Origin of the sequence: Albirhodobacter sp. R86504 (assembly GCF_042466415.1) — a bacterium.
In the GTDB taxonomy this organism is placed as follows: Bacteria; Pseudomonadota; Alphaproteobacteria; order Rhodobacterales; family Rhodobacteraceae; genus Albirhodobacter.
The window spans coordinates 2,217,985-2,240,490 of sequence record NZ_JAXHCH010000002.1; the positions used below are offsets into that span (position 1 = coordinate 2,217,985).

Consider the following 22,506-nt stretch of genomic DNA (forward strand, 5'->3'; position numbering starts at 1 on the left):
GAGGGCCTGTTTTCGCTGGGGGAGGGAAACCCATGCTGGATATGCTGACACTTCGCGCAACTTTGGCCGCGTCTTATGACTTGGCGCCGTCCGCTGAACTTGCGGAGGCTACGCGCGACATTCATGCCAAGATGGACCGAGTCGTGCCTTACGCCGATTGGGTGCGCTACGCGCCTTATGTCGTGGCGATCAACGATTTGAAGAAAAAGCGCAACGCCGCGATCCTTGCGCACAACTACATGACGCCGGAAATTTTCCACGGTGTCGCAGATGTCGTCGGGGATAGTCTTCAGCTCGCGATCGAGGCTACGCGCGTCGAGGCGGATGTGATCGTGCAATGCGGTGTGCATTTCATGGCGGAGACGTCCAAGATCCTCAATCCTGCGAAAACGGTTTTGATCCCTGATATGGATGCGGGCTGTTCGCTAGCCGAAAGCATCAACGCCGAGAATATCGCCCAGATGCGTGCAAAATACCCCGGTGCGCCGGTGGTCAGTTACGTGAATACGACAGCCGAAGTGAAAGCCGCGTCCGATGTTTGCTGCACATCGTCCAACGCTGCGCAGATTGTCCGCGCAATGGACAGCGACGTGGTGATCATGACACCGGATCAATATCTCGCGCAGAATGTGGCGAACCAAGTGCCCGAAAAGACCATCGTCTGGTGGGAAGGCTCTTGCATCGTACACGAGCGCTTTACCGCGAAGGATCTGCGGGAGTTCCGCGAATGGCAGCCCGACACACGGATCATTGCGCATCCCGAATGCCCGCCCGATGTCGTCGCCGAGGCGGACTTCTCGGGCTCGACCAAAGGGATCATCGATTATGTCGCCGCCGAGAAACCTGCGAAGGCGCTTTTGGTGACGGAATGCTCAATGGCATCAAATATCGCGGATGTGCATCCAGAGGTGGATTTCGTCGGGCCCTGCAACATGTGCCCGTTCATGAAGAAGATCACATTGGAGAAAATTCTCTGGTCGCTGCATACGATGGGTCAGGAAGTGACTGTCGATCCTGTCGTCTCGGAGAAAGCGCGCCTCGCAGTTGAGCGTATGATCGAGTTGTCCGCCAAATGACCACCTCCACTGACCGCGTTGTAATCGTCGGCGCGGGTTTGGGCGCGCTTTACGCGGCGCTGAAACTGGCGCCGCGCCCTGTTCTCGTTATCTCGCCAGAAGTTTTAGGCGTTGGTGCATCCTCTGCTTGGGCGCAGGGCGGTGTCGCGGCCGCGATGTCTGCCTCCGATAGCGCCGAAGCGCATGCCTTGGATACGATGACCGCCGGCGCGGGCACCGTCGATCCGACCATCGCGCGAATGGTCACGGCAGAGGCGAAGGCACATATCCTCGATCTCACCGATCTGGGGACGCCGTTTGATCGCGATACGCAAGGGGGCTACGTGATGTCGCGCGAAGCGGCACACTCAAAACCTCGCGTTGTCCGAGTCAAAGGCGATCAAGCGGGGCGCGAAATAATGCAGGCCCTAATTGGCGCCGTGCGCGAGACGCCCTCCGTCCAAGTGGCGGAAGGCGTGCTTGCGTCCGGCCTAGAGGTTGAGGACGGGATTGTGAGAGGCGTCTGGCTCGAGGCTGCGGATCGGCCCTCCGATCGTCGCTTGTTGAGCGCGCCAGCGATACTTCTCGCGGGTGGTGGGTCCGGCGGACTTTACGCTGTCACGACCAATCCGCCCCGCATCCGTGGCCAAGTGATCGGCATGGCGGCACGCGCAGGTGCCCAGATATCCGATGCAGAATTCGTGCAATTCCACCCGACCGCGATGGATATCGGTGAAGACCCTGCCCCCTTGGCGACGGAGGCTTTGCGCGGCGAAGGTGCGACGCTGATTAATAATGCAGGTGAACGCTTTATGTTGGCGGTTCACCCCGATGCGGAACTCGCCCCGCGCGATATCGTAGCCCGTGCGATTTTCGCGGAGCATCAGGCGGGCCGCCGTCCGATGCTCGACACGCGCGCAACAATTGGCGCGGAGGTAATAACGAAATTCCCCGCCGTCGCCGAGGCATGCAAATCCGCCGGCATCGACCCTGTCGCCGACACAATCCCCGTCGCACCAGCCGCGCATTACCACATGGGCGGCATCACGACAGATGCCCTCGGGCGGGCGTCTCTGGGCAATCTTTGGGTGTGCGGCGAGGCGTCTTCCACAGGCTTGCACGGCGCTAATCGTCTGGCGTCAAACGGGCTTCTGGAAGCCTTGGTCTACGCGCGTATTTGCGCCCTCGGGATTGAGGCCGCCCTCCCCGATCAACTGCGGGCAGACCCCGTCGCGCTGACGTTCTCATCGGGCAATGAGGTCGTCGATGAGGAGGCCGTCGCGCAACTTCGCCGCGTGATGACAAACCACGTCGGCGTCATGCGCGATGCCGAAGGCTTGCGCTTTGCTCTGCGGGAAATCGAGCGGATCGAGAAAATGGCACCCGCGTCCAATGCGATGCTGAACATGACCGCGACCGCGACTTTAATTGCGGCCAGCGCTCTTGCGCGCCGCGAGAGCCGTGGTGGCCATTTCCGCACGGATTACCCGCAGGCAGACCCAACGCTCGCCATGCGCTCTACTATCACACTTGCCGAGGCGCTTGCGCTGCGCGCCAACCCGACGGAGGCCTAAATGTCCCAGCCAAATTCCTTGCCAGACTTTCTGCTGGAACCCCTCGTCCGGATGGCGTTAACCGAAGATCTCGCCCCTATGGGCGATGCTACGACGCGCGCCGTCGTACCACAGGGCGTCCGTTATGAGGCGCGGCTGAATGCGCGCGAGGCGGGCGTGGTCTCGGGAATGCAAATTGCCGCGATGGCGTTTCGGATGGTCGATGCATCGCTCGTCATTCAGACACATATATATGATGGCCAGCCCTGTAAGGCCGGCGATATATTGATGACGATTGAAGGCGCGGCCGCGTCGATCCTGATGGGCGAGCGTGTTGCCCTCAACTTCGCGGGCCGGATGACAGGGATCGCGACCCTAACTGCAGGTTTCGTTGCGCAAACGCAGGGCACATCCACGCGGATTACCTGCACGCGCAAGACGACGCCCGGATTGCGCGCTGTTGAAAAGCTCGCGGTGACGCATGGCGGGGGGCACAATCATCGCTATGGTTTGTCAGATGCGATCCTGATCAAGGATAATCATATCGTTGCAGCCGGGGGCATATCCGCCGTTCTGCACGCCGCAAAAGCCGCCCGCAGCCACATGATGCGGATCGAGCTTGAGGTGGACCGGATTGATCAGCTGGAAGAAGCGCTCGCGATTGGCGGAGCGGATGTCATCTTGCTGGACAACATGACAACCCCAACACTGATTGAGGCGGTAAAGCTCAACGCGGGCCGCGCCACGCTTGAAGCCTCCGGAAACATGAAACTCGACCGGATTGCGGAGGTCGCGGCCACCGGCGTGGATTATATTTCCTCCGGTGCATTGACGCATTCCGCCCGTACGCTCGATCTGGGGCTGGATTTCTAAGAAAACGCGCGGCCATTTTCGTGGCCGCGCGCCTGTAACATCGTTGCTTGGGCGGCGCGATCAAATATGTTCGCGGAAGCGCCCGATCACATCCTCATACACAGCGCGCTTGAACGGAACGATCGACGCGATAATCTCGTCAGCCTCTTTCCAAGCCCATTGTGAAAACTCGGGGTGCTCGCTCGCGATGTTGACCTGCGCATCCGTGCCGCTATAGCGCATCAAAAACCACTTTTGTTTCTGACCACGATAGCGCCCCTTCCAAATCTTGCCGATCATCTCCGTCGGCAAATCATAGGTGATCCAGTCGTCGGTCTTCGCAATAATCTCGACGAGATCGGATGTGACGCCCGTCTCCTCCCAGAGTTCGCGCAGCGCGGCCTCCTTAGGCTTCTCGCCATCGTCAATCCCACCTTGCGGCATTTGCCACGCAGGGGTCGGGTTATCGAGGCGCAGACCGGCAAAGATCTTTCCGTCCTGATTAACCAATACAATCCCCACACAGGGGCGGTAGGGCATCTTCTCGATTTCTTGCGGTGTCATGGCGTAGCTCTCTTGGAAAAAAGAGCGCCCGAAGGCGCCCTTGGTCTTTTTTTGCGATGCTGATTAGTTCGCAGATGCTTGATCTTCTTGCGCCTCACCGGGCTTGAGAACCGAAAGGCCTTTGAGAATATCAATCGCATAGGCGAGTTGATAATCGCTTTCGCGCAGCTTCGCCACGGCTTCGGCCTTCTCAAGCTCTTCGACAGCTTGCTGCTTTTCATCTTCGGTCATCGAGTCGTTGCTAATCGCACCGCGCAGATCCGCCTCGGACCGTGAGCGCTGAGCGATGGATGCCTCTTCCGCATCCGCTTCATCTTCCGCCACCGGCGCAGAGCGCGGCTGCTCAACGATGATATCAGGCGCGATCCCCAAAGCTTGAATGGAGCGACCCGAAGGCGTGTAGTAGCGCGCCGTCGTCAAACGCATCCCGCCATCCCCATTGCCCACCGGCATCACTGTCTGCACGGAGCCCTTGCCGAATGACCGCGTACCGACAACGATTGCGCGATGATGATCTTGCAGGGCGCCCGTCACGATTTCCGCCGCAGAGGCCGAGCCACCGTTGACCAGAACCACCATGGGTTTGCCTTGCGCCAGATCGCCCGCTTCCGCATTGAAGCGTTCAGCCTGATCAGGATTGCGACCACGCGTCGAAACGATCTCACCGCTTTCCAAGAACGCATCGGAAACCATAACAGCTTGATTTAGCAGGCCACCTGGATTGTTACGCAAATCAATTACGAAGCCGGTGACATTCTCCATCCCGCCGAGTTCCTCCACCGCTTTGGTGAGGTTTTCCTCAAGGTTCGGGAAGGTCTGATCGTTAAACGTGGTGATCCGCAAGACGACCACATCGCCCTCGGTGCGGCCACGCACGGCCGTCATTTTGATCGTATCGCGGATGATCGAGATGTCGAACGGCTCTGGTTCACCCTCGCGCACCACGGTGATCACGATTTCCGAACCAACTTCGCCGCGCATCAACTCCACCGCTGCATCAAGCTGCAAGCCGAGCAAGCTTTCGCCGTCGACATGCGTGATGAAATCACCCGCTTCAACCCCTGCGGAGTCAGCTGGGGTGCCATCCATCGGCGTGACGACCTTCACAAACCCGTCCTCTTGCGTCACTTCGATCCCAAGACCGCCGAAGGAGCCGCGCGTTTGCGTACGCATGTCGGTGTAATCTGTCGCGTTCATGAAGGACGAATGGGGGTCAAGCGAGGTCAACATCCCGTTGATCGCCGCCTCGATCAGTTTGCTTTCATCGACTTCTTCAACGTAATCGGCGCGGATGCGCTCGAACACGTCACCGAACAGATCGAGCTGTTGATAGACATTAGCGGGCTTGTCGACCTCTTGCGCGATCAGCGGCCCTGCGAATTGCGTTGTCATCAGCAGGCCAGCCACGGTGCCGCCGAGTGCAGCGATTGCAAATTTTTTCATCGTCTACCCTTGGTTATCCTTCGTCTCGATGAACCACGATCTGGGGTCCACGGGCTTCCCGCCCAGTCTGAGTTCCATATAAAGCGTCTCGCTGCGCGCCGCGCCAGAGCCTTCTCGGGCGGCGGCGACAAATTCTGCGCCGAATTCCTCTGCTGCGGGCTCTGATCCGCTCATCAAACCAATCGGATCGCCCTTGGAGAGCACGTCTCCCGTTTCCCCATAAACCGTTCCTAAACCCGCCAGCACCAGAAGATAGCCCTCTTCCGGCTCAAGGATCATCACGTTTCCGTAGTCTAGCAAAGGACCGCGGTATCGAATGGTCGCCGGCCAAGGTGTCGTCACGAGCGCTGCGGGCCCTGTCGCAAAGATCATACCGGGGCGGCGAATGCCCGCGGCATCCGCCTCACCTGCGCGGCGCAGAAGCGTCCCCATCACTGGGAGATGCAGCGTCCCCTTCGCGCCGACAAAATCCTCCATCGGCGCGCCGATATCCACATCGAGATCCGCCAAGCCCGTGGCGAAGCCCTCCATTGTATCTGCGCTTTCAACCAAGGCACGTAGCTCCTCGGGGTCTTCCAGATAACGCTCCGGTAGTTTTGACCGATCTGCAACGGCTTGCGACAGCGACGTGCGGGCCGATTGCACGGACGCCAAACCATCCCGCAACGTGTTGGCCGCATTTTGTTGCAGCGCGCGCAAGCTTGCGATCTCCTCGAGATCCACGCGCAACTTTTCGGCCTCAGCCTGCAGAGCCGGCGTGACCTCGGACAAGACCATGGCCGATCGAGCTGACCCTTCAGGGCCCGAGGGATGCAAAAGCAAAAGCGGCCCCTCCGACCGCTCCATCGTCGACATCACGGCAAGCAATTGCCCAAGATACGCGCGCTTTGAATCGAACCGCCCCTTGATCTCATCCTCTCGTATGGCTGCACGGCGCAACCCGTCGCGCAACGCCCCCAACCCCTTTTCATAGGCGGTGATCGTTTCCGTCAGGGCGCTTACGCGGCTCTCTGCTGTCTGCGCGACTTGCAACGCCTCGACTGCTACGCGCAAATCATCGGCGGCGCGCAATGCGGTTTCGCTCACATCTTGTGCCACCACTGGCCCCGCCGAGGCAAAACCCAAACCCAGTGAAAGAGTTAACGAGAGGATAAAGCGGCTGGTCATCGTTGAATCAGTGTCTCGCCCGTCATTTCGTCAGGCTTGGGCAGGCCCATCAGATCAAGCAATGTCGGGGCAAGATCCGCTAGACGCCCGGCACGCAAACGGACGCCCGCAGGCCCACCCACGAGGCCGACAGGGACGAGATTTGTCGTATGCGCCGTATGCGGCCCGCCGGTGACGGGATCGATCATCACCTCGCAATTACCGTGGTCGGCCGTCACAATCATCGCACCGCCTGCCTTTTCGAGCGCGGCCAGAACCATCCCCATATCGCGATCAATTTCCTCACAAGCGGCGATCGCCGCAGGCAGGGACCCGGTGTGGCCCACCATGTCGGGGTTCGCGAAGTTCACCACGATTAGATCGTAGCCATGCTCGATCGCCTCGACGAATTTTTGCGTGACCTCGGGCGCGGACATCTCCGGCTGTAGATCATAGGTCGCAACCTTGGGGGACAATGGCATAAAGCGATCTTCGCCCGCCTCCGGAACCTCTTTGCCGCCGTTCAAGAAGAAGGTCACATGCGGATACTTTTCGGTCTCAGCCAATCGGAATTGCGTCAGTCCTTGTTTGGCAACCCATTCTCCGAGCGTATTTTTCAATTCGCGCTTGGGATATGCCGTCATCATGTAATCACTATGGGATTTCGAATATTCGACCATACCCAGCATTGCGGCCCAATGCGGGCGGGCGCCTGTCTCGAAACCCTCGAAGCCTGGCTGGCCAAGCGCGGCGAGGATTTCCCGCGCGCGGTCGGCACGGAAATTCAAGCAGAAGAAACCGTCGCCGTCCTTCGCGCCCTTATACCCGCCGATAACCGTCGGAGCGATAAATTCGTCCATCTCATTCTTGTTGTACGAGGTCTCAACAGCAAGAACCGCGTCCGGCGCATGTTCGCCTTGCGCATTCACCATCGCATTGAAAGCACGCGACACACGTTCCCAACGGTTATCGCGGTCCATCGCCCAGTAGCGACCGATCACCGTTCCGATGGCGCATCCCGCAGGTAACTTCGCCGCGAGTTCCGACACAAACCCCTTGGCGCTATCGGGAGCGACATCGCGACCGTCTGTGATCGCGTGCAAAACAACAGGCACACCAGCATCAGCGACCGCCTTGCACGCCGCCAGAACATGCGCGATATGCCCATGAACGCCGCCATCCGACGCGACCCCCATCAAATGGGCCGTGCCGCCCGATGCCTTTAATCTCGCAATGAAACCTTGCAACGCTTCGTTCTCGAAGAACGAGCCGTTCTCAATGGCAAGATCGATCGCCCCGAGATCCATAGCAACGACGCGGCCCGCGCCGATATTGGTGTGACCGACCTCAGAGTTACCCATTTGCCCTGTCGGCAGGCCAACATCCGGCCCATGCGTGATCAAGGTTGCTTTAGGGCAGGTTGACCAAATCTTATCGAGGTTTGGCGTATGCGCTAGCAAGGGCGCATTACCCTCGCGCTCGGAGCGCTCGCCCCAACCATCAAGAATGCACAGAACAACGGGTTTCGGACGGGTCATCAAAGCCTCCTGCAATGCGTTGCCCCTGTCTTACGCCGCGCGCTGTGCAACGGCAACCTGCAGAGACAGGATCGCCCCGTTCAGACGCGGTGATAGGGCGTACCGGCGAGAATTTGCCCCGCGCGGTAAATTTGCTCAGACAACATCACCCGCACCAGCATATGCGGCCAGACCATACGCCCGAACGAGATCGAGAAATCCGCTTTTGCCCGCAAGGAGGGGGCAATCCCATCCGCGCCGCCGATAATAAAGGCGAGTTCAGATCGCCCTGTATCACGCCAACTTGCGATTTTATCTGCGAACTCGGGTGAAGACATCACGCTTCCGCGCTCATCCAGCGTCACCACAACAGCGCCAGATGGCAGGGCGCGCTCGATCAGGGCGGCCTCTGCCTCCATCCCGAGATTCTTTTTATCCTCGACCTCAACGATCGAAGCCGGGCCAAGGCCTATGCCTCGCCCGGCTTTCCCGAAACGGTCTAGATAGTCGTTGACCAATTCAAGCTCGGGACTTTTGCGCAAACGCCCCACGGCGCAGATCGTCACACGCATTGTCCGAACCTATCCGATCAATCTTCGCGCGGTGCGCCGAAGATTTCACTGGAATTGGGCATCCACATCTTTTCGAGTTGATAGAACTCGCGCACTTCAGGGCGGAAAATGTGAACGATGACATCATTCGTATCGACCAAGACCCAATCGCCTTGTTCTTTACCTTCGACGCGGCAAAAGCGGCCGAAGTCTTCCTTAACGCGCTCCATGAGCTTTTCAGCGATCGCGCCAACCTGACGAGACGAGCGCCCCGAACAGATCACCATGTGATCGGCAATAGCAGAGCGGCCGCGTAGATCGATCGAAACGATCTCCTCGGCTTTGTCATCTTCGAGAGAGGCGAGAACACGGGCGAGCACTTCGTCGCTTGTGGGCTGCATGACATCAGAATCGTTCATGTCGGCCGCCTTTGCAGCAGATGCTGCGGGAGTGGGATGAGACAGGACATTGTCCTCCAAGAGTTGCACGTCGCATCCGCCCCGACGCTGGGCTTACCAATAAGCTAACACCCGAGTCGTCGAATCTCAACGACCGGGTTGCGGATTTATCCCCTCCGGTCGTTGAGATTGGCCCAAATGTCAAGGCCAGCATACTTAAACGACCTTGATCAGGCAATATTCGTCGCGTTCTGTTGCCGAGCGCCCGCGCCTGACTGCGCCCTTGCCTGTAAGGGGAGAAAGGCTTATATCACCGCCATGATCAACTTTATGAACATCGGTGACCGCGCGCGCCTCCGCGAGCGCTTTTACGGCGAGAGCCTTTCGGTTCTGGCGCGACTTTGATGCGCGGGCGCATTTTTGCGCCTTTTTGTCGATCAACATCATCAGCTATCTTATAAAGAGAGAGAGCCATGTCCGCTCCAAAGACACTGTACGACAAAATTTGGGATGCCCATCTCGTTTCCGAAGATGCCGACGGCACCAGCCTGCTCTACATCGATCGCCACCTTGTGCATGAAGTGACCTCGCCGCAAGCGTTTGAGGGGCTTCGGATGTCCGGCCGCAAAGTCCGCGCGCCCGAGCGCACCATCGCTGTTCCCGATCATAACGTCCCGACCACGCTTGACCGCGTGTCTGGCGTCATCGCGAATGAGGAAAGCCGCATTCAAGTCGAAGCCCTCGACAAGAACGCCAAAGATTTCGGTATTCATTACTACCCCGTGTCGGATGTTCGCCAAGGCATCGTGCATATCGTCGGCCCCGAGCAGGGTTGGACCCTTCCGGGCATGACCGTCGTTTGCGGCGATAGCCACACCGCAACCCACGGCGCATTCGGCGCGCTGGCGCATGGGATCGGCACGTCGGAAGTGGAACATGTTCTGGCAACGCAAACGCTGATCCAGAAGAAATCGAAGAACATGAAAGTGGAAATCACCGGCAAGCTGCGCCCGGGTGTGACCGCGAAAGATATCACCATGGCGGTGATCGGCGAGACCGGCACCGCTGGCGGCACCGGCTATGTCATTGAATATTGCGGTGAAGCGATCCGCGATCTGTCGATGGAAGGCCGGATGACGGTTTGCAACATGGCGATTGAAGGCGGCGCGCGCGCGGGCCTGATCGCGCCGGATGAAACCACGTTTGCCTATGTTAAAGGCCGCCCGCACGCCCCGAAAGGCGCGCAATTTGAGGCCGCTTTGAGCTGGTGGAAAACCCTGTTCACCGATGAGGGCGCGCATTTCGATAAGGTTGTGACGCTGAAAGGCGAAGAGATTGAACCGGTTGTGACCTGGGGCACCTCGCCCGAGGACGTCCTGCCGATCAATTCCGTCGTTCCATCGCCCGAGTCGTTCAAAGGCGGCAAAGTAGAGGCCGTTAAGCGCGCGATCGAATACATGGGCCTCGAAGTTGGCCAGAAGCTGACCGACATCAAAATCGATACCGTGTTTATCGGATCGTGCACCAATGGTCGGATCGAGGATCTGCGCGCAGCCGCCGCGATTCTCAAAGGTAAGAAGATCAAGGACGGGATGCGGGCGATGGTTGTGCCGGGCTCCGGCCTTGTGCGCGCGCAGGCAGAAGAAGAAGGCCTCGCGCAGATCTTCAAGGATGCCGGTTTTGAATGGCGTCTGGCGGGGTGCTCGATGTGTCTCGCGATGAACCCCGATCAGTTGGCCGAGGGCGAGCGTTGCGCCTCTACCTCGAACCGCAACTTTGAGGGTCGTCAGGGCTACAAAGGCCGCACCCACCTCGTATCCCCCGGCATGGCCGCGGCAGCGGCGATCACCGGTCATCTGACCGATGTTCGCGATTTGATGTAAGGAGAGCCAGTGATGGAAAAGTTTGAGAAAATCACCGGTGTCGCGGCGCCAATGCCGCTCGTGAACATCGATACGGATATGATCATCCCGAAAGTGTTCCTAAAAACGATCAAGCGGTCGGGTCTCGGCGTGAACCTGTTTGACGAGATGCGCTACGATCGCCAAGGAAACGAGATCCCCGATTTCGTTCTGAACCAAGCCGCCTATCGCGGCGCGGAGATCCTTATCGCGGGCGACAACTTCGGTTGTGGCTCGTCGCGCGAACATGCGCCTTGGGCGATCAAGGATTTCGGCATTCGTTGTGTCATCTCGACATCCTTCGCGGACATCTTCTTCAACAACTGCTTCAAGAACGGCATTCTGCCGATCGTGATGCCACAAGACGTGGTTGATACGTTGATGGAAGATGCACGCAAAGGGGCAAACGCGCGCATGACAGTTGACCTCGTCGCACAAGTTGTGACGACCTCCGACGGGCAGGAATTCCCGTTTGAGGTGGACAGCTTCAAAAAGCATTGCCTCATCGAAGGCCTCGACGATATTGGCCTCACGATGGCGAAAGCTTCCCAGATCGACACGTTTGAGGCGACGCTCGGTCAAGCTCGCCCTTGGGTTTAAAGACAGGCGTGAAACCGCCGCGTGAGGGGCCTTAGGCCCCATCAGACGCAGCGCTACAAGATATGGTGCCACCGCGAAGAAAACTTCGCGGTGGCACTTTTTTTGCCGAGTTTTGATGCAATCTCGCACCAGTTCTATCGAGAAAATGCCCGAATTTTGCTGTCTCTCTTAAGGATATATTGCCAGCGGATGCCGAAGCGGGCAAAATCATGGCAAGAATAAGGCAGGCCGTCCAACGAGGCGGGACACAATGAATAAGGCTCCGGCATCGTATCGGAACCATTCGAGGCAGAGGATAGAGTCAGTGTTTCAACGACTGACAGGGGCGTTCGTGCGCGCCATTTTAGTGGTTTTGATGATCACGACACCGGCGCTTTTGTTGCCGGGCGTGTCGAATGATGCCACCCAAATCGTGGCTTTGGTCGCCGTGTTTGCCGCTGTGTTGACCTTTTTCGAATATGCCTCGGTCTATCCTGGCCTCGTAGAGTTTCGGGATGCGCCGCCCTTTAACCGGATCAGGTTTGTTTCACTTTTCGCGACCGTGCTTCTGATATCGGTGGTGATTTTGGCGGATACGACTGAGACCACCCTCACCCAGTTCGTACAAGTTCTTGGCAGCGCGCTGGCGAGATCAATCGATTTCCCGTATTCGCCGGTGCGGTTTTTGGTCCTGATGCTCCCAAATGACAGCTCCGCACATCATATCGAACAGGTCCGCACAGCGGCCGGAATTGCCTACCTCATTTCTCTTCTCACTCTCGGGTTCTTCATTGTGATCCTACGCACGATGGGGTGGCCGAACTCGAACAGTGGCTTTAATGTGTGGGTCAACCTTCCCACCTTCGATCCGACTGCGGGCGGCGATGTTGTTGATCGTTTGCGCCGCGATGCGTGGCTGAATGCGGCGCTTGGAGTGTTCCTGCCGTTCCTGATTCCGCCGGCGCTAAAACTGATTTCGACGCTGTTTACCCCCGTCGCATTGACCTCGCCGCAGACGATGATCTGGACGGTGACAGCGTGGGCGTTCCTACCGGCGTCCTTGTTTATGCGCGGCATCGCGATGAACCGGATCGCCGCGATGATCGACGAGAGACGGCGCGTGAACACAGCCTCCGACGCCGCCGAATACACCGCGCCCGCCAGACCAAACCTTAGTCGAGTGTAACCATTGCGCGGAATTTCCAGCATCGGTCTTGGCCTGATTGCCTCACTCGGCTGTTCGGTCACATATGCAAACACGATGCGGGTAGCGACCTATGACGCCGGCCTATCGCGTAAAGGTCCCGGCCTCACGCTGGACGCGTTGCGCAAGAACGATCCACAGATTCTCGCGGCCTTACGCGTCGTTGCAAAGGTCAGTCCTGACGTGATTTTGCTCACGGGGACGGATTTCGATGCGGGCGAGGCCTTGCTGAAAATGCTCACGTCACGGCTGGTCGAGATGGGGGCCGATTATCCCTACCAATTCACCACGATGCCCAATAGCGGCCTGCCAACCGGTTTCGACATCGATGGCAATGGCCGCCGCTTCGAGGCGCGCGATGCACAAGGATTCGGGTATTTCACCGGCGATAACGGCATGGCTTTATTGTCAAAAATCCCGATTGAGGCTGTCGAGGATTTTTCGTTGTTTCTTTGGAAGGACCTGCCCGACAGCTTGATCGGCGGAGCGTCCCTCTCGCCAGAGGCGGCGACGGTCCAACGTCTGGCTTCAACGAACCACTGGGATGTGGCGCTGAAACTGCCGTCGGGTGATCGGGTTCACCTCTTTGCGTTCAGCGCGACCCCTCCTGTGTTCGACGGGCCGGAAGATCGCAACGGCCGCAGGAACCACGACGAAACCGCGTTCTGGATGGCATATCTCGACGGTGAGCTTCCCCGAAAGCCTCCCGCTGCCCCGTTCATTATCTTAGGACAAGTCAATTTGGACCCGGCAGATGGCGAGGGCCGTAAAGAGGCACTCACCGCACTGCTTTCAGACCCGCGCGTGCAAGACCCCCGCCCCAACAACACAGGTCAGCACAACACCGAACAGACAAAGACCAATGGCGACGCGATGGACACGGCCGAGTTCGGCGGCGAAGCCGGCAATCTACGCGTCGATTATGTTTTGCCTTCGCGGGATTTCACCGTCACCGGCAGCGGCGTATATTGGCCCGCTCTGCCCGACCCGATGGCGCAGACGGTCTTGGAGGCCTCTCGACACCGCCTTGTTTATGTTGATGTAGAGCTTCGCTGAAAGCCCTTCGGGGCGTGCATCTGTCACGTGGTTTCGTTACCGCGCTTGACCCTGCGCGCGCCATTGTTTACCCCGCTTGCAACCCTTTTTTACTGGAGCAGACCATGGCAAACCCGTCCATTCTTATCCTTGCCGGTGACGGCATCGGCCCCGAAGTGATGACCGAGGTCAAGAAAGTCATCGGATGGTTCGGTGAAAAGCGTGGAATCCAATTCGACGTCTCCGAAGATCTTGTCGGCGGCTGCGCCTATGACAAGCACGGCACCCCGCTCCACGACGACACGATGGCCAAGGCGCAAGAGGTAGATGCGGTTCTTCTGGGCGCTGTTGGCGGCCCGAAATACGACGTGCTCGATTTCTCCGTCAAACCGGAACGCGGCCTGCTTCGGCTGCGCAAAGAGATGGATCTGTTCTCAAACTTGCGCCCAGCACAGTGCTTCGATGCCCTTGCGGATTTCTCATCGCTCAAGAAGGATATTGTCGCAGGCCTCGACATCATGATCGTCCGCGAATTGACGTCAGGTGTATACTTTGGTGAGCCGCGCGGGATTTTCCAAGAAGGCAACGAGCGCGTGGGGATCAACACCCAACGATACACTGAATCCGAGATCGCACGCGTCGCTCGCTCGGCGTTCGAACTGGCGAAACGCCGCGGCAACAAAGTTTGCTCGATGGAAAAAGCCAACGTCATGGAATCCGGCATCCTGTGGCGTGAAGTCGTACAAGAGGTGCACGACAAGGAGTATCCGGAGGTCGAACTGTCGCATATGTACGCCGATAATGGCGCGATGCAGCTCGTCCGCAATCCGAAGCAATTCGACGTCATCGTAACGGATAACCTGTTTGGCGATCTGCTGTCGGATGCGGCTGCGATGCTGACGGGCTCGCTTGGCATGTTGCCGTCCGCGTCGCTCGGCCTGCCTATGGCGAACGGTCGGCCTAAGGCACTTTATGAGCCCGTGCATGGATCTGCGCCTGATATCGCTGGGCAGGGCAAGGCAAACCCGATCGCCTGCGTTCTCTCCTTCGCAATGGCGCTGCGCTATTCGTTCGATCTAGGTGATGAGGCGACTCGGCTTGAGCAAGCGATTGAAAAAGTGCTCGCGGACGGTGTGCGCACCGCAGATTTGATGGGGCCAGATGGCGGCACGCCGGTGACAACCTCGCAGATGGGCGACAAAATCCTCGAAGCGTTGACTGCGTCGCTTTAATATCAAGGGCCGGATCATACGATCCGGCCCTTTTTCAATCTCGAGGCAGTCAAACTCTGCCCAAAACCTGTCCTGTTAATTGGGGCGAATTTACGAGGCCGGGGCATCGCACAGCGCTGCCGAGACTTGAGCGTATTCGATAAATCTGACACATCGGTTATACGACGACGAAGGGCTGGCCGCCGATGTGATGCGGCCTGCCTCAAGGAAGGACGCAATCATGGCAACAAATAACTTCAAAGGTGCCCTTCTCGGGCTTACCTCGATGGCGATTTTCGCCACTCATGATGCCGTCATCAAAAGCCTTGGCGAGACCTTCACGGCGTTTCAAATTGTTTTCTTTGCTGCGCTTCTCAGCTTCCCGATCGTCACCGTTATTTTGCTGAAAGATAAACGCGAGGGTCATCTTCGCCCTCTTCACCCTTGGTGGGTTCTCGCGCGGACGGTCTGCACGGTTGTTACCGGCGTTTCGGCCTTTTACGCCTTCTCGAAGCTGCCACTGGCTCAGGTTTACCCGATCTTGTTTGCAACACCCCTGCTGATCACAGTTCTCTCAATTCCGATCCTTGGGGAAACGGTGCGTTTGCGGCGTTGGGCGGCGGTCGTTGTAGGCCTAATCGGGGTGATCGTGGTTGTTCGGCCAGGCCAAGCGGATCTTACGCTGGGTCATATTGCTGCGTTGCTATCGTCGATTTGCGGGGCTTTCGCGTCCGTGATCGTGCGCAAAATTGGCCAAGATGAACGGCCGGTTGTCCTTCTACTGTATCCGATGATGGGCAATTTCATCGTGATGGCAATGGCGCTCCCTTTTGTATACGTACCCATGCAACTTCCCGATCTTGGCGCCTTGGCCATCGTTGCCCTCTTCGGGCTGACCGCATCATTTTTGCAAATTCAAGCCTACCGCGCGGGGGAGGCGGTTATCGTGGCCCCTATGCAATATAGCCAAATCATTTGGGCCGTTATTTTCGGATACCTGTTCTTCAATGAGTCTGTCGATCTTCCCACGATGGTCGGAGCCGCGATCGTTATTTCCTCAGGTCTCTATATCGTCTTTCGCGAGAGCAGCTCGGACGCCTCGGAAAACCAACCGGTCTTGCGAACGCGAGGGCGCAACGAGACACCCGTTACACCGCGATCTTCCCTGCTCCAGAGGGTTCTTTCGCCGAATAGGAACAGCAAGAAAAGCGGGAGCCATTGACGGCGCCAACTGCGCAATTCCCTCTTGCAAATGAAATCTTGGTTGGGTAATTCCGGCGCACGGTCGGAGCGTAGCGCAGCCTGGTAGCGCACCTGCTTCGGGAGCAGGGGGTCGGAGGTTCGAATCCTCTCGCTCCGACCAATCCCGAAATCTAATCTATCACCACCGAATGCGACGAAATTCGTCATGCCCGTCCGTGTGTAGGTTATTTCTCGGCGCGCTCAAAGCAGGAGCGAAAGCGTTGTCCCGGTCGATTGCGATGCCGTTAAAAGCTGCAGAGCAACTGAGCCTGAACTTGTAGATGTAAGCCCATTCACGATTGAATCCCGCAAGATGTATTGTTTTACGAGCTTATCAAGCACTTCATCTGTTCCAAAATCAGCTGGGTCGCTCGAACCAAGAACACTCTCGGCCTTTTCCTTAAAGATGCCAACTTGCTGGTCGAGATCCAATGCCCCGATACTCTCGGGCAATCCAAAGGCAGTTTCCATAACACTTCTGAGCGGCTCAGAAGCAAGAATGTTGTACCACTTCGTCACCTCAGACGAAGACTTTGCCGCAATTTCCGGCAATTCCCTCTGCGTATAGAGCGCTAACCGATAGGTCTCGTTGCTCTCGCCAACCGCAGCCTCGAACTCTCGCGCCTCATACTTGGTGAGGATTGTGTCAGCGAAGTCCGAGAGCTTGGTTCTCGGGGTATCATAGTCCCCAAAACCAAAGGCTTTCGACAATGCAAGATAGGTTTTATCTGACAGTTTATTCGCGAGTGAATCATCGGAAAGCGTCCCTTCCGAAAGAACCTTGCGTATGAAATACTTGTTGTCGATGTCCTCGCCCAAGCCGAAAGCGCCCAGCGCGACCTCCAACAAGCGGCGATCGTTAACGAGATCCTCAGCGGTTTCGATCCCGCCGATCTTGGAGCGAAAATACTCCTCTGTGCTCTGGACGGAGGAGGAAGCAACGAAGGCGGCTTGCTGACGTTCCATCGTACGGTTCAGAACTTGCCAACCGGCGTAACCGGAAAGGGGTACGACTGGAATGTAAGTCATACTCTGCCCGCCGCAAGCAATCGTTCCTCGCGCGGCAGCAAGCATCGAAGTGCCTTGAGAACTTGATAATGTTGTTCACTCAGAACGGCCGCAGAGGCCGCGTTTAGCTGGCTCCGGCTATCGTGATCGGTCAGGACTTGAGAGAGCTGTTCGATCCCGCGCAGGAGTTGTAGCTTCGCCTCAGCTGGGTCGGCATCGCCTGAGAGGATAAGCTGTGCAATATAGCACACGCGCCTCACGGGTGTATTTACCTCCTCGGGGTGTATAGCGTCACGCAAGCGCAAGATATGCGCATTCGGCGTCATGATCGCCAGTCGAGTGCGACGATCACCATTCTCGATCACCGCTCCATTGATCAACACTCGCTCTTTGGGCGCCAGTTTTAGGACAAGGCCACTCATACCGCGCCCCCTGTGCCATTGCCCTTAAGGCCACGCATGATCGTTGTGTTGATTTCGACAAGCGCGTCGGCGGAAGCCTTTCCTGCCAACACCTTGCGAGTATGGTGTGTGGTGAATTCCGCAAGATAAAATATGCGTGCACGGACCGCTGGCGAAAGTTGGTTGTCTTTATCCGCGACATCAATCGCTAGCGCGGTCCAGAGTTGGCGATTATCGTGCATTGCACTCGCGAGCGCGGCAAACCCCGCAGCCCCCTGAGCATTTGCTCGACGCATCCGGAAAGTTACGCGTGAAAAAAGTTCGTATTCAGTCGACCGCATCGTTTGTGTCGGCTGACCTGGAGCCGAGTAAGCCATTTTGGCCAGTGTTTGTGCGTTCACGGAAAAGCCCTTCCTGTGGCTAATTCAGTACTAACGCGGCTTTGCCGCGCAGGGAGATCAGGGCGCACGGAATTGCACGCCCTGAATGTGGCCTATTACTTGAAGAGCGAAAGGACGTTTTGCGGCGACTGGTTCGCGATCGACAGCGACTGGATACCCAACTGCTGCTGCGTTTGGAGGGCTTGTAGGCGTGCCGAGGTTTCCTCCATATCTGCATCCACCAAGGAACCGATACCCGCCTTCATCGAGTCGGTAAGGTTAGAAATAAAGTCCGACTGCGTTTCGATACGCGATTCAGCCGAACCGAACGATGCGGCTGCCACTGTCGCAGTTTGGATCAGATCCTCAATCGCACTCAGCGACGCTTGCGCGTTCGCCGTGGTTGAAACGTCGATGCCTGCGAGTTTACCCAGGCCACCTGATCCGACATTCTCAAACTGCGCCGTAATATTCATATCTTGGGTGAGAGATGTCGTTGAGTCGCCGTCAGTATCCGCAACCTTGAAGGTCAACGTCGTCTCATCGGTTCCGTCGTTTGCCGCAAAATCAACCCGCAAGTCGGTGATCCCGAGTGCATCCGCCGCTGATTTCAGCCCAGCGCCGATGATGTTCGTAACGCCAGCAGCGCTTTGCGCGGCATCTTCAGCGGTCACCGTATAGCTAATACTTTTATCGCCAAGTTTGATCGAAACCTTGTCACCCTCAGCATAGGTGATCGAAGAATCCAACACGAGCTCGACGCCCGTGGTATCCGCCTTACTGAGCGAAAGCGCAGCACTGTCAGCATCAGTTGACGTGCCAGTTGTCCCGGTAAAAGCGGCTTTGGCGGTATAGCCACCGATCGAAAGATTCTGGCGCTGAACATCGATCGTCCGCGCCGAAACGTTGCCTGAGGAATCACGGTCTAGCGACGACAAGATTTTTACGTCCGCGGCGCTCGAACCGTCAACAAGGTTCAAGCCGTTGAATTGTGCCGCGCCAACCACAGATTCAATCTGATCGCGCAGCGCTGCGATGTCCGTCTGAATCTTTGCCGTATCGACATTTTCTTCTTGGGCAGCGACAATTTTCCCTTTCATTTCGGTCAGCAGGTCGGTCACGGTTTCCGCGGCCTGCCGCGCCACAGCAACGGTCGATTCACCCAAGGAGAGCGAACTGGAGATACCTTCGAAGCCCTGAACATCCGATTCCATCACTTTGGAAATCGACCAGACAGCGGCGTTGTCCTTTGCAGAGGAGACCGATTTACCTGTCGAAATTTCCGACTGGGTCATCGACAAGCTTGAATTGATCCCCTTCAAAGTTTGAAGGGCAACCATTGCGCTCGTGTTAGTGAGAATACTCGACATGACAGATCCTTAAATGCTTTGACGCTTTGCGCCTCGGTTTCACTTCCTGCCCTACAGGCAGAGATTGTGGCGTTCTGTCCGATACGATCCAGAGGCTTCCGGTCGCGCCACCCCGATGCGGGATGCAAGGATCAATCTGAAGGGGATTCGCTAAATAAGGCCTAAGATCCGTTCCGCCGAATGAGTTTAGTCAGGCCTTTTCATCTACATGGTTAATATAGCATGACTGAGGCAAGCGGGCCGCTAAGCCTTGCGCTCGATATGATGTGCTGTTGAGCCAATCGTTTTTGCGCGTCCGAGTTGATCATAGCTATCGATCGACTTGCTGGCGCGCTGGATCATTTCGAGCCGGCGCTGAGCTGCGCGAATCCCCTTTAGGGCAGCGCCGATCAACCGCTGATTCCGCTCAGCGACCTCACGCAATTGCATTAAGCGGTCGAAATGAAGGCGCGTCGAGGCTGGATCATTCAGCACGGCCGCCATCGCGATATCTTTCTCCCGCGCAAGAGTATCCAGCTCGTCAAAATTCCCACCTTTGATTAGATGCCGTTCGACTTGAAGAAGCCCCTCTAACCGCTCAAGGGCGGCCAAAATTTCACTGTCCATGCGTTTGTCCTTTTTTGAGCGCCTCAAACAATGATTCCGACAAACCGATTCCGCCCTGATTTGCCATCGCAGTGGCCTGCTCTCTCACGAGAAATGATGAGAATTGCTCCTCGCCCACGCCCCCACCCATGCTATCACGCGGCTTTCCGAGGCCTGTGTGCTTCAGCATTTCAGTCAGGAACTCAGCCTCTAGCTGGGTGGCGGCCTCTCGCAGCGCCGCGTCTGGTTTGACGGGTCGAGAGGATAACGAGGGTTGGGTAGCGACCCGTATGTCAGTCATCGCATTATCTCCAATTGAGAGGATTTTTTGGAGGATGCACCGATTTAGGTAAACAATCGGTAATTTATTGGCCGCATATTTGCCCCACGCTGCGAATGGCGTCACGTGATAGGGAGCAAAGCGCCATGGATGACTACGCATCTTTCCTCGCGAAGCCTGCACAGGCATTTTCATCGTACCCGCCGATGAACGATGCCTCCAATGAGGGCGCGACCAGCCTGTCGGACTTTGACGTCCTTTTTAAGGAGTCGCCCTCGACAGCAACGCCCGCGCCAGTGTTTCAAACTTTTCTTCCGTCACATGCGCCACGATTGCCGCCCTCGGCCGATAGTTTTGCAAAGCCATCACCGAACATACCATACCCAGCAATCGTAGATGCGATTGCCCTTTCCACCGCGCCCGAGAGTTCATCGGTTGAAGAAGATACTGGGCCAAAACATCGCCCTGAACCTGACACCACCACCACCGAAAACTTGATCGAACAAAAAATGCCGAAAGCGCATCTCGCGCCGGACATGCAACCGCTTCAGCCCGCTTTGCCAGTCGGAGAGCAGGATCAAAGAGAGTTTGTTGCGCGGGATCTGACGCCGGATGCGGAAATCGAAGATGCATTTATCCAGGAGACTAGTCCGCCGGAAGTGCGCCTGCCTTCCAAAGACACGCAAGTCTCGGCATGGTCAAACGGCGCATACGGCATGGCGCTTCAACTTGAGCCACGGGCCAATGTGACCGTCGTTGCGGCACCGGAAACCCAAGTTACTGCCACCCAGGCCAAGGCCAGCAACACGCGCGCCGATGGCACAGGGGCGGATGCGGGCGAGCACGCGGTGCAAAGCTTGCTGCTCTCGAACGCGATAGAAAGTTCCCCCGTTGGACCTGAACAAGTCCAACGCCCCGATACACCCGCGCAGCCGAGCGTGAGCCATACGCGTTATCATCAAGCCGAGATCTCCGATGCAGAGGCACCAACCAGCAACACGGCTGCGTTGGTTCAACCGCGTTCCGCCTCGCCCCACGACACCATGCAAGGTGTTACTAACGACCGAGCAGCACTTCCACAGCCGCGGCAACAAGAAGGTCCTGAGGCAATAGACGCGGGCCGTCCAGGTTTCACACCGAACGACGATTTGACGCCGGATGCCACGACACAAACAGCGTATCGCAAGCTGGTCGAGCCAGCTGAGACTTCCGTTTTGACTGCATTGGAGCCGTCAGAGCCATCCTTGGGCGATAGGTTCTCGCAAGAAAGCTCGTTTCGGATGAGCTTTATTCCGCCGGAGCAGTCAGAAACTCTTTCCCCTCACATCCATGATGTGAAGGCGACACATGATGCCTCGTCCGCTCGGGAAACCGCGCCGTCGCGCGAGCCGACCGTTGACACGAATGAAAACACTTCGCACCCACCAATCGGTAACGGCAATCCCGCTCGCATTCCCAATCCCGAAACTCCAATTGACCCCTTCATCACGCAATCAGTGGCCCCCGCAACCGAGCAATCAATCGAGCGGGTGCTGATACCGAATGAAAAATCGTCACAAAAGACAAATGATTTGAGAGAGTTGGTGCCACAGGAGGCCCCACTTCGCTCCGCGCAATCGAGCGACCTCAAAGAAACGACCCGATCGCAAATTGAGGGCGGTGCTCTATCGCCTAAGGAACACGCGAATACTCCGCCACTCGTTGTCCCAGACAAACAAGATGCGCCGCTGGAATTCGCAACGATGGCGGTTGACCAGAGGCGGAGCGCTTCAGAGGTGTCGAGCGTTCATCAAGCCCCTCCCACGCGCTCTGAGACCCCTTATTCGATCGGGCATCAACTTGCAGCTAGCATCGCCTCGCAACCCGATCGCCCTGTCGAATTGACCTTATCTCCCGAAGAACTCGGACGCGTGAAGCTGACGCTACAATCCGCAGATCAAGCCATGGTGGTTTCGGTACAGGCTGAACGCCAAGACACGATAGACCTCATGCGCCGACATATCGATTCGCTCACAAAAGACTTCCGAGAGATGGGATTTTCTAACGTTTCTTTCAGCTTTTCGCAGCAGTCTCACAAAGATCAAAACGATGCCCCTCGCACTGGCACAAAAGCCGATGCCGCAACAGACACCCCTTACGCCAAATCGCAAAGCGATGCGCTATCTCGGTCCCCCATCAGGATAAATCTTGGTCCGACGGCGCAAGGGCTCGATCTACGGATTTAAGTACAA

The 22,506-nt window shown here is 57.3% G+C and carries 23 protein-coding genes and 1 tRNA gene; 11 read left to right on the forward strand and 13 right to left on the reverse strand.

Translation table 11 applies throughout. The annotated features are described in order from the left end of the window. Window positions 1-32: 32 nt before the first annotated feature. Genes nadA through nadC form a run of 3 tightly spaced genes read left to right on the forward strand, consistent with a single transcriptional unit; the run spans window position 33 to window position 3,481 of the window. On the forward strand, window positions 33-1,076 hold the full coding sequence (gene nadA, locus SJY32_RS12725) for a quinolinate synthase NadA (RefSeq protein ID WP_376875892.1): 1,044 nt from the start codon (window positions 33-35) through the stop codon (window positions 1,074-1,076). Beyond that, a complete protein-coding gene (locus tag SJY32_RS12730; protein WP_376875895.1) occupies window positions 1,073-2,629 on the forward strand; it encodes an L-aspartate oxidase in 1,557 nt (518 codons plus the stop codon). The genes nadA and SJY32_RS12730 overlap by 4 nt, the downstream gene beginning before the upstream one ends. After that, window positions 2,630-3,481, forward strand: a complete 852-nt coding sequence (gene nadC / locus SJY32_RS12735) for a carboxylating nicotinate-nucleotide diphosphorylase (RefSeq protein WP_376875898.1) — start codon at window positions 2,630-2,632, stop codon at window positions 3,479-3,481. It abuts the gene before it with no gap. A gap of 60 nt (window positions 3,482-3,541) precedes the next feature. Here nadC and SJY32_RS12740 read toward each other — a convergent pair whose 3' ends face one another. The 7 genes from SJY32_RS12740 to SJY32_RS12770 form a co-directional block, all read right to left on the reverse strand. Then, window positions 3,542-4,024, reverse strand: a complete 483-nt coding sequence (locus SJY32_RS12740; RefSeq protein WP_376875901.1) for an RNA pyrophosphohydrolase — start codon at window positions 4,022-4,024, stop codon at window positions 3,542-3,544. 63 nt (window positions 4,025-4,087) lie between these two features. Then, a complete protein-coding gene (locus SJY32_RS12745; protein ID WP_376875904.1) occupies window positions 4,088-5,467 on the reverse strand; it encodes a S41 family peptidase in 1,380 nt (459 codons plus the stop codon). A gap of 3 nt (window positions 5,468-5,470) precedes the next feature. Next, the gene (locus SJY32_RS12750; RefSeq protein ID WP_376875907.1) at window positions 5,471-6,634 is read right to left on the reverse strand and encodes a murein hydrolase activator EnvC family protein; all 1,164 of its coding nucleotides are present in this window, start codon (window positions 6,632-6,634) and stop codon (window positions 5,471-5,473) included. Then, the gene (gpmI, locus tag SJY32_RS12755) at window positions 6,631-8,151 is read right to left on the reverse strand and encodes a 2,3-bisphosphoglycerate-independent phosphoglycerate mutase (protein ID WP_376875910.1); all 1,521 of its coding nucleotides are present in this window, start codon (window positions 8,149-8,151) and stop codon (window positions 6,631-6,633) included. The genes SJY32_RS12750 and gpmI overlap by 4 nt, the downstream gene beginning before the upstream one ends. A gap of 80 nt (window positions 8,152-8,231) precedes the next feature. After that, on the reverse strand, window positions 8,232-8,702 hold the full coding sequence (rlmH, locus tag SJY32_RS12760; protein WP_376875913.1) for a 23S rRNA (pseudouridine(1915)-N(3))-methyltransferase RlmH: 471 nt from the start codon (window positions 8,700-8,702) through the stop codon (window positions 8,232-8,234). A 17-nt stretch (window positions 8,703-8,719) separates the two neighbouring features. Continuing rightward, complete coding sequence (gene rsfS, locus SJY32_RS12765) at window positions 8,720-9,100, reverse strand: ribosome silencing factor (protein WP_376875916.1); 381 nt, start codon at window positions 9,098-9,100, stop codon at window positions 8,720-8,722. Window positions 9,101-9,295: 195 nt separating this feature from the next. Further along, window positions 9,296-9,520, reverse strand: coding sequence for a hypothetical protein (locus tag SJY32_RS12770; protein WP_376875919.1), 225 nt, complete (start codon window positions 9,518-9,520; stop codon window positions 9,296-9,298). Between the two features lie 32 nt (window positions 9,521-9,552). Between SJY32_RS12770 and leuC the strand changes: the two genes are divergently transcribed. The 7 genes from leuC (at window position 9,553) to SJY32_RS12805 (ending at window position 16,372) form a co-directional block, all read left to right on the forward strand. Then, entirely contained in the window at window positions 9,553-10,962 is a 1,410-nt protein-coding gene (gene leuC / locus SJY32_RS12775) for a 3-isopropylmalate dehydratase large subunit (RefSeq protein WP_376875922.1), read from the forward strand. Window positions 10,963-10,974: 12 nt separating this feature from the next. Next, window positions 10,975-11,580, forward strand: coding sequence for a 3-isopropylmalate dehydratase small subunit (gene leuD / locus SJY32_RS12780; RefSeq protein WP_376875925.1), 606 nt, complete (start codon window positions 10,975-10,977; stop codon window positions 11,578-11,580). 304 nt (window positions 11,581-11,884) lie between these two features. Beyond that, window positions 11,885-12,745, forward strand: coding sequence for a hypothetical protein (locus tag SJY32_RS12785; RefSeq protein ID WP_376875928.1), 861 nt, complete (start codon window positions 11,885-11,887; stop codon window positions 12,743-12,745). Between the two features lie 3 nt (window positions 12,746-12,748). Beyond that, window positions 12,749-13,819, forward strand: coding sequence for an endonuclease/exonuclease/phosphatase family protein (locus SJY32_RS12790; protein WP_376875931.1), 1,071 nt, complete (start codon window positions 12,749-12,751; stop codon window positions 13,817-13,819). Window positions 13,820-13,923: 104 nt separating this feature from the next. Further along, window positions 13,924-15,030, forward strand: a complete 1,107-nt coding sequence (gene leuB, locus SJY32_RS12795) for a 3-isopropylmalate dehydrogenase (protein ID WP_376875934.1) — start codon at window positions 13,924-13,926, stop codon at window positions 15,028-15,030. A 220-nt stretch (window positions 15,031-15,250) separates the two neighbouring features. Next, a complete protein-coding gene (locus SJY32_RS12800) occupies window positions 15,251-16,231 on the forward strand; it encodes a DMT family transporter (RefSeq protein WP_376875937.1) in 981 nt (326 codons plus the stop codon). 64 nt (window positions 16,232-16,295) lie between these two features. Beyond that, window positions 16,296-16,372: transfer RNA gene (locus SJY32_RS12805), tRNA-Pro, on the forward strand. Between the two features lie 80 nt (window positions 16,373-16,452). On the opposite strand, the gene SJY32_RS12810 is transcribed toward SJY32_RS12805, so the two are convergent. The 6 genes from SJY32_RS12810 to SJY32_RS12835 all read right to left on the reverse strand — a co-directional run bounded on the left by SJY32_RS12810 (window position 16,453) and on the right by SJY32_RS12835 (window position 20,437). Continuing rightward, window positions 16,453-17,280, reverse strand: a complete 828-nt coding sequence (locus tag SJY32_RS12810) for a DUF1217 domain-containing protein (RefSeq protein WP_376875940.1) — start codon at window positions 17,278-17,280, stop codon at window positions 16,453-16,455. Then, window positions 17,277-17,681: a flagellar biosynthesis repressor FlbT gene (gene flbT, locus SJY32_RS12815; protein ID WP_376875943.1), complete on the reverse strand. Its 405-nt coding sequence runs from the start codon at window positions 17,679-17,681 to the stop codon at window positions 17,277-17,279. The genes SJY32_RS12810 and flbT overlap by 4 nt, the downstream gene beginning before the upstream one ends. Beyond that, a complete protein-coding gene (gene flaF, locus SJY32_RS12820) occupies window positions 17,678-18,061 on the reverse strand; it encodes a flagellar biosynthesis regulator FlaF (RefSeq protein ID WP_376875946.1) in 384 nt (127 codons plus the stop codon). The genes flbT and flaF overlap by 4 nt, the downstream gene beginning before the upstream one ends. Window positions 18,062-18,156: 95 nt before the next feature. Next, window positions 18,157-19,410: a flagellin gene (locus tag SJY32_RS12825; protein ID WP_376875949.1), complete on the reverse strand. Its 1,254-nt coding sequence runs from the start codon at window positions 19,408-19,410 to the stop codon at window positions 18,157-18,159. A gap of 243 nt (window positions 19,411-19,653) precedes the next feature. Continuing rightward, entirely contained in the window at window positions 19,654-20,016 is a 363-nt protein-coding gene (locus SJY32_RS12830) for a hypothetical protein (RefSeq protein WP_376875952.1), read from the reverse strand. After that, window positions 20,006-20,437, reverse strand: coding sequence for a rod-binding protein (locus tag SJY32_RS12835; protein WP_376875955.1), 432 nt, complete (start codon window positions 20,435-20,437; stop codon window positions 20,006-20,008). Before SJY32_RS12835 ends, SJY32_RS12830 begins: the two co-directional genes overlap by 11 nt. On the opposite strand from SJY32_RS12835, the gene SJY32_RS12840 reads away from it, so the two are divergent. Further along, window positions 20,422-22,500 carry a flagellar hook-length control protein FliK gene (locus tag SJY32_RS12840; protein WP_376875958.1) on the forward strand — a complete coding sequence of 693 codons (2,079 nt, stop codon included), beginning with the start codon at window positions 20,422-20,424 and terminating at the stop codon, window positions 22,498-22,500. The genes SJY32_RS12835 and SJY32_RS12840 overlap by 16 nt on opposite strands. Window positions 22,501-22,506: the final 6 nt, after the last annotated feature.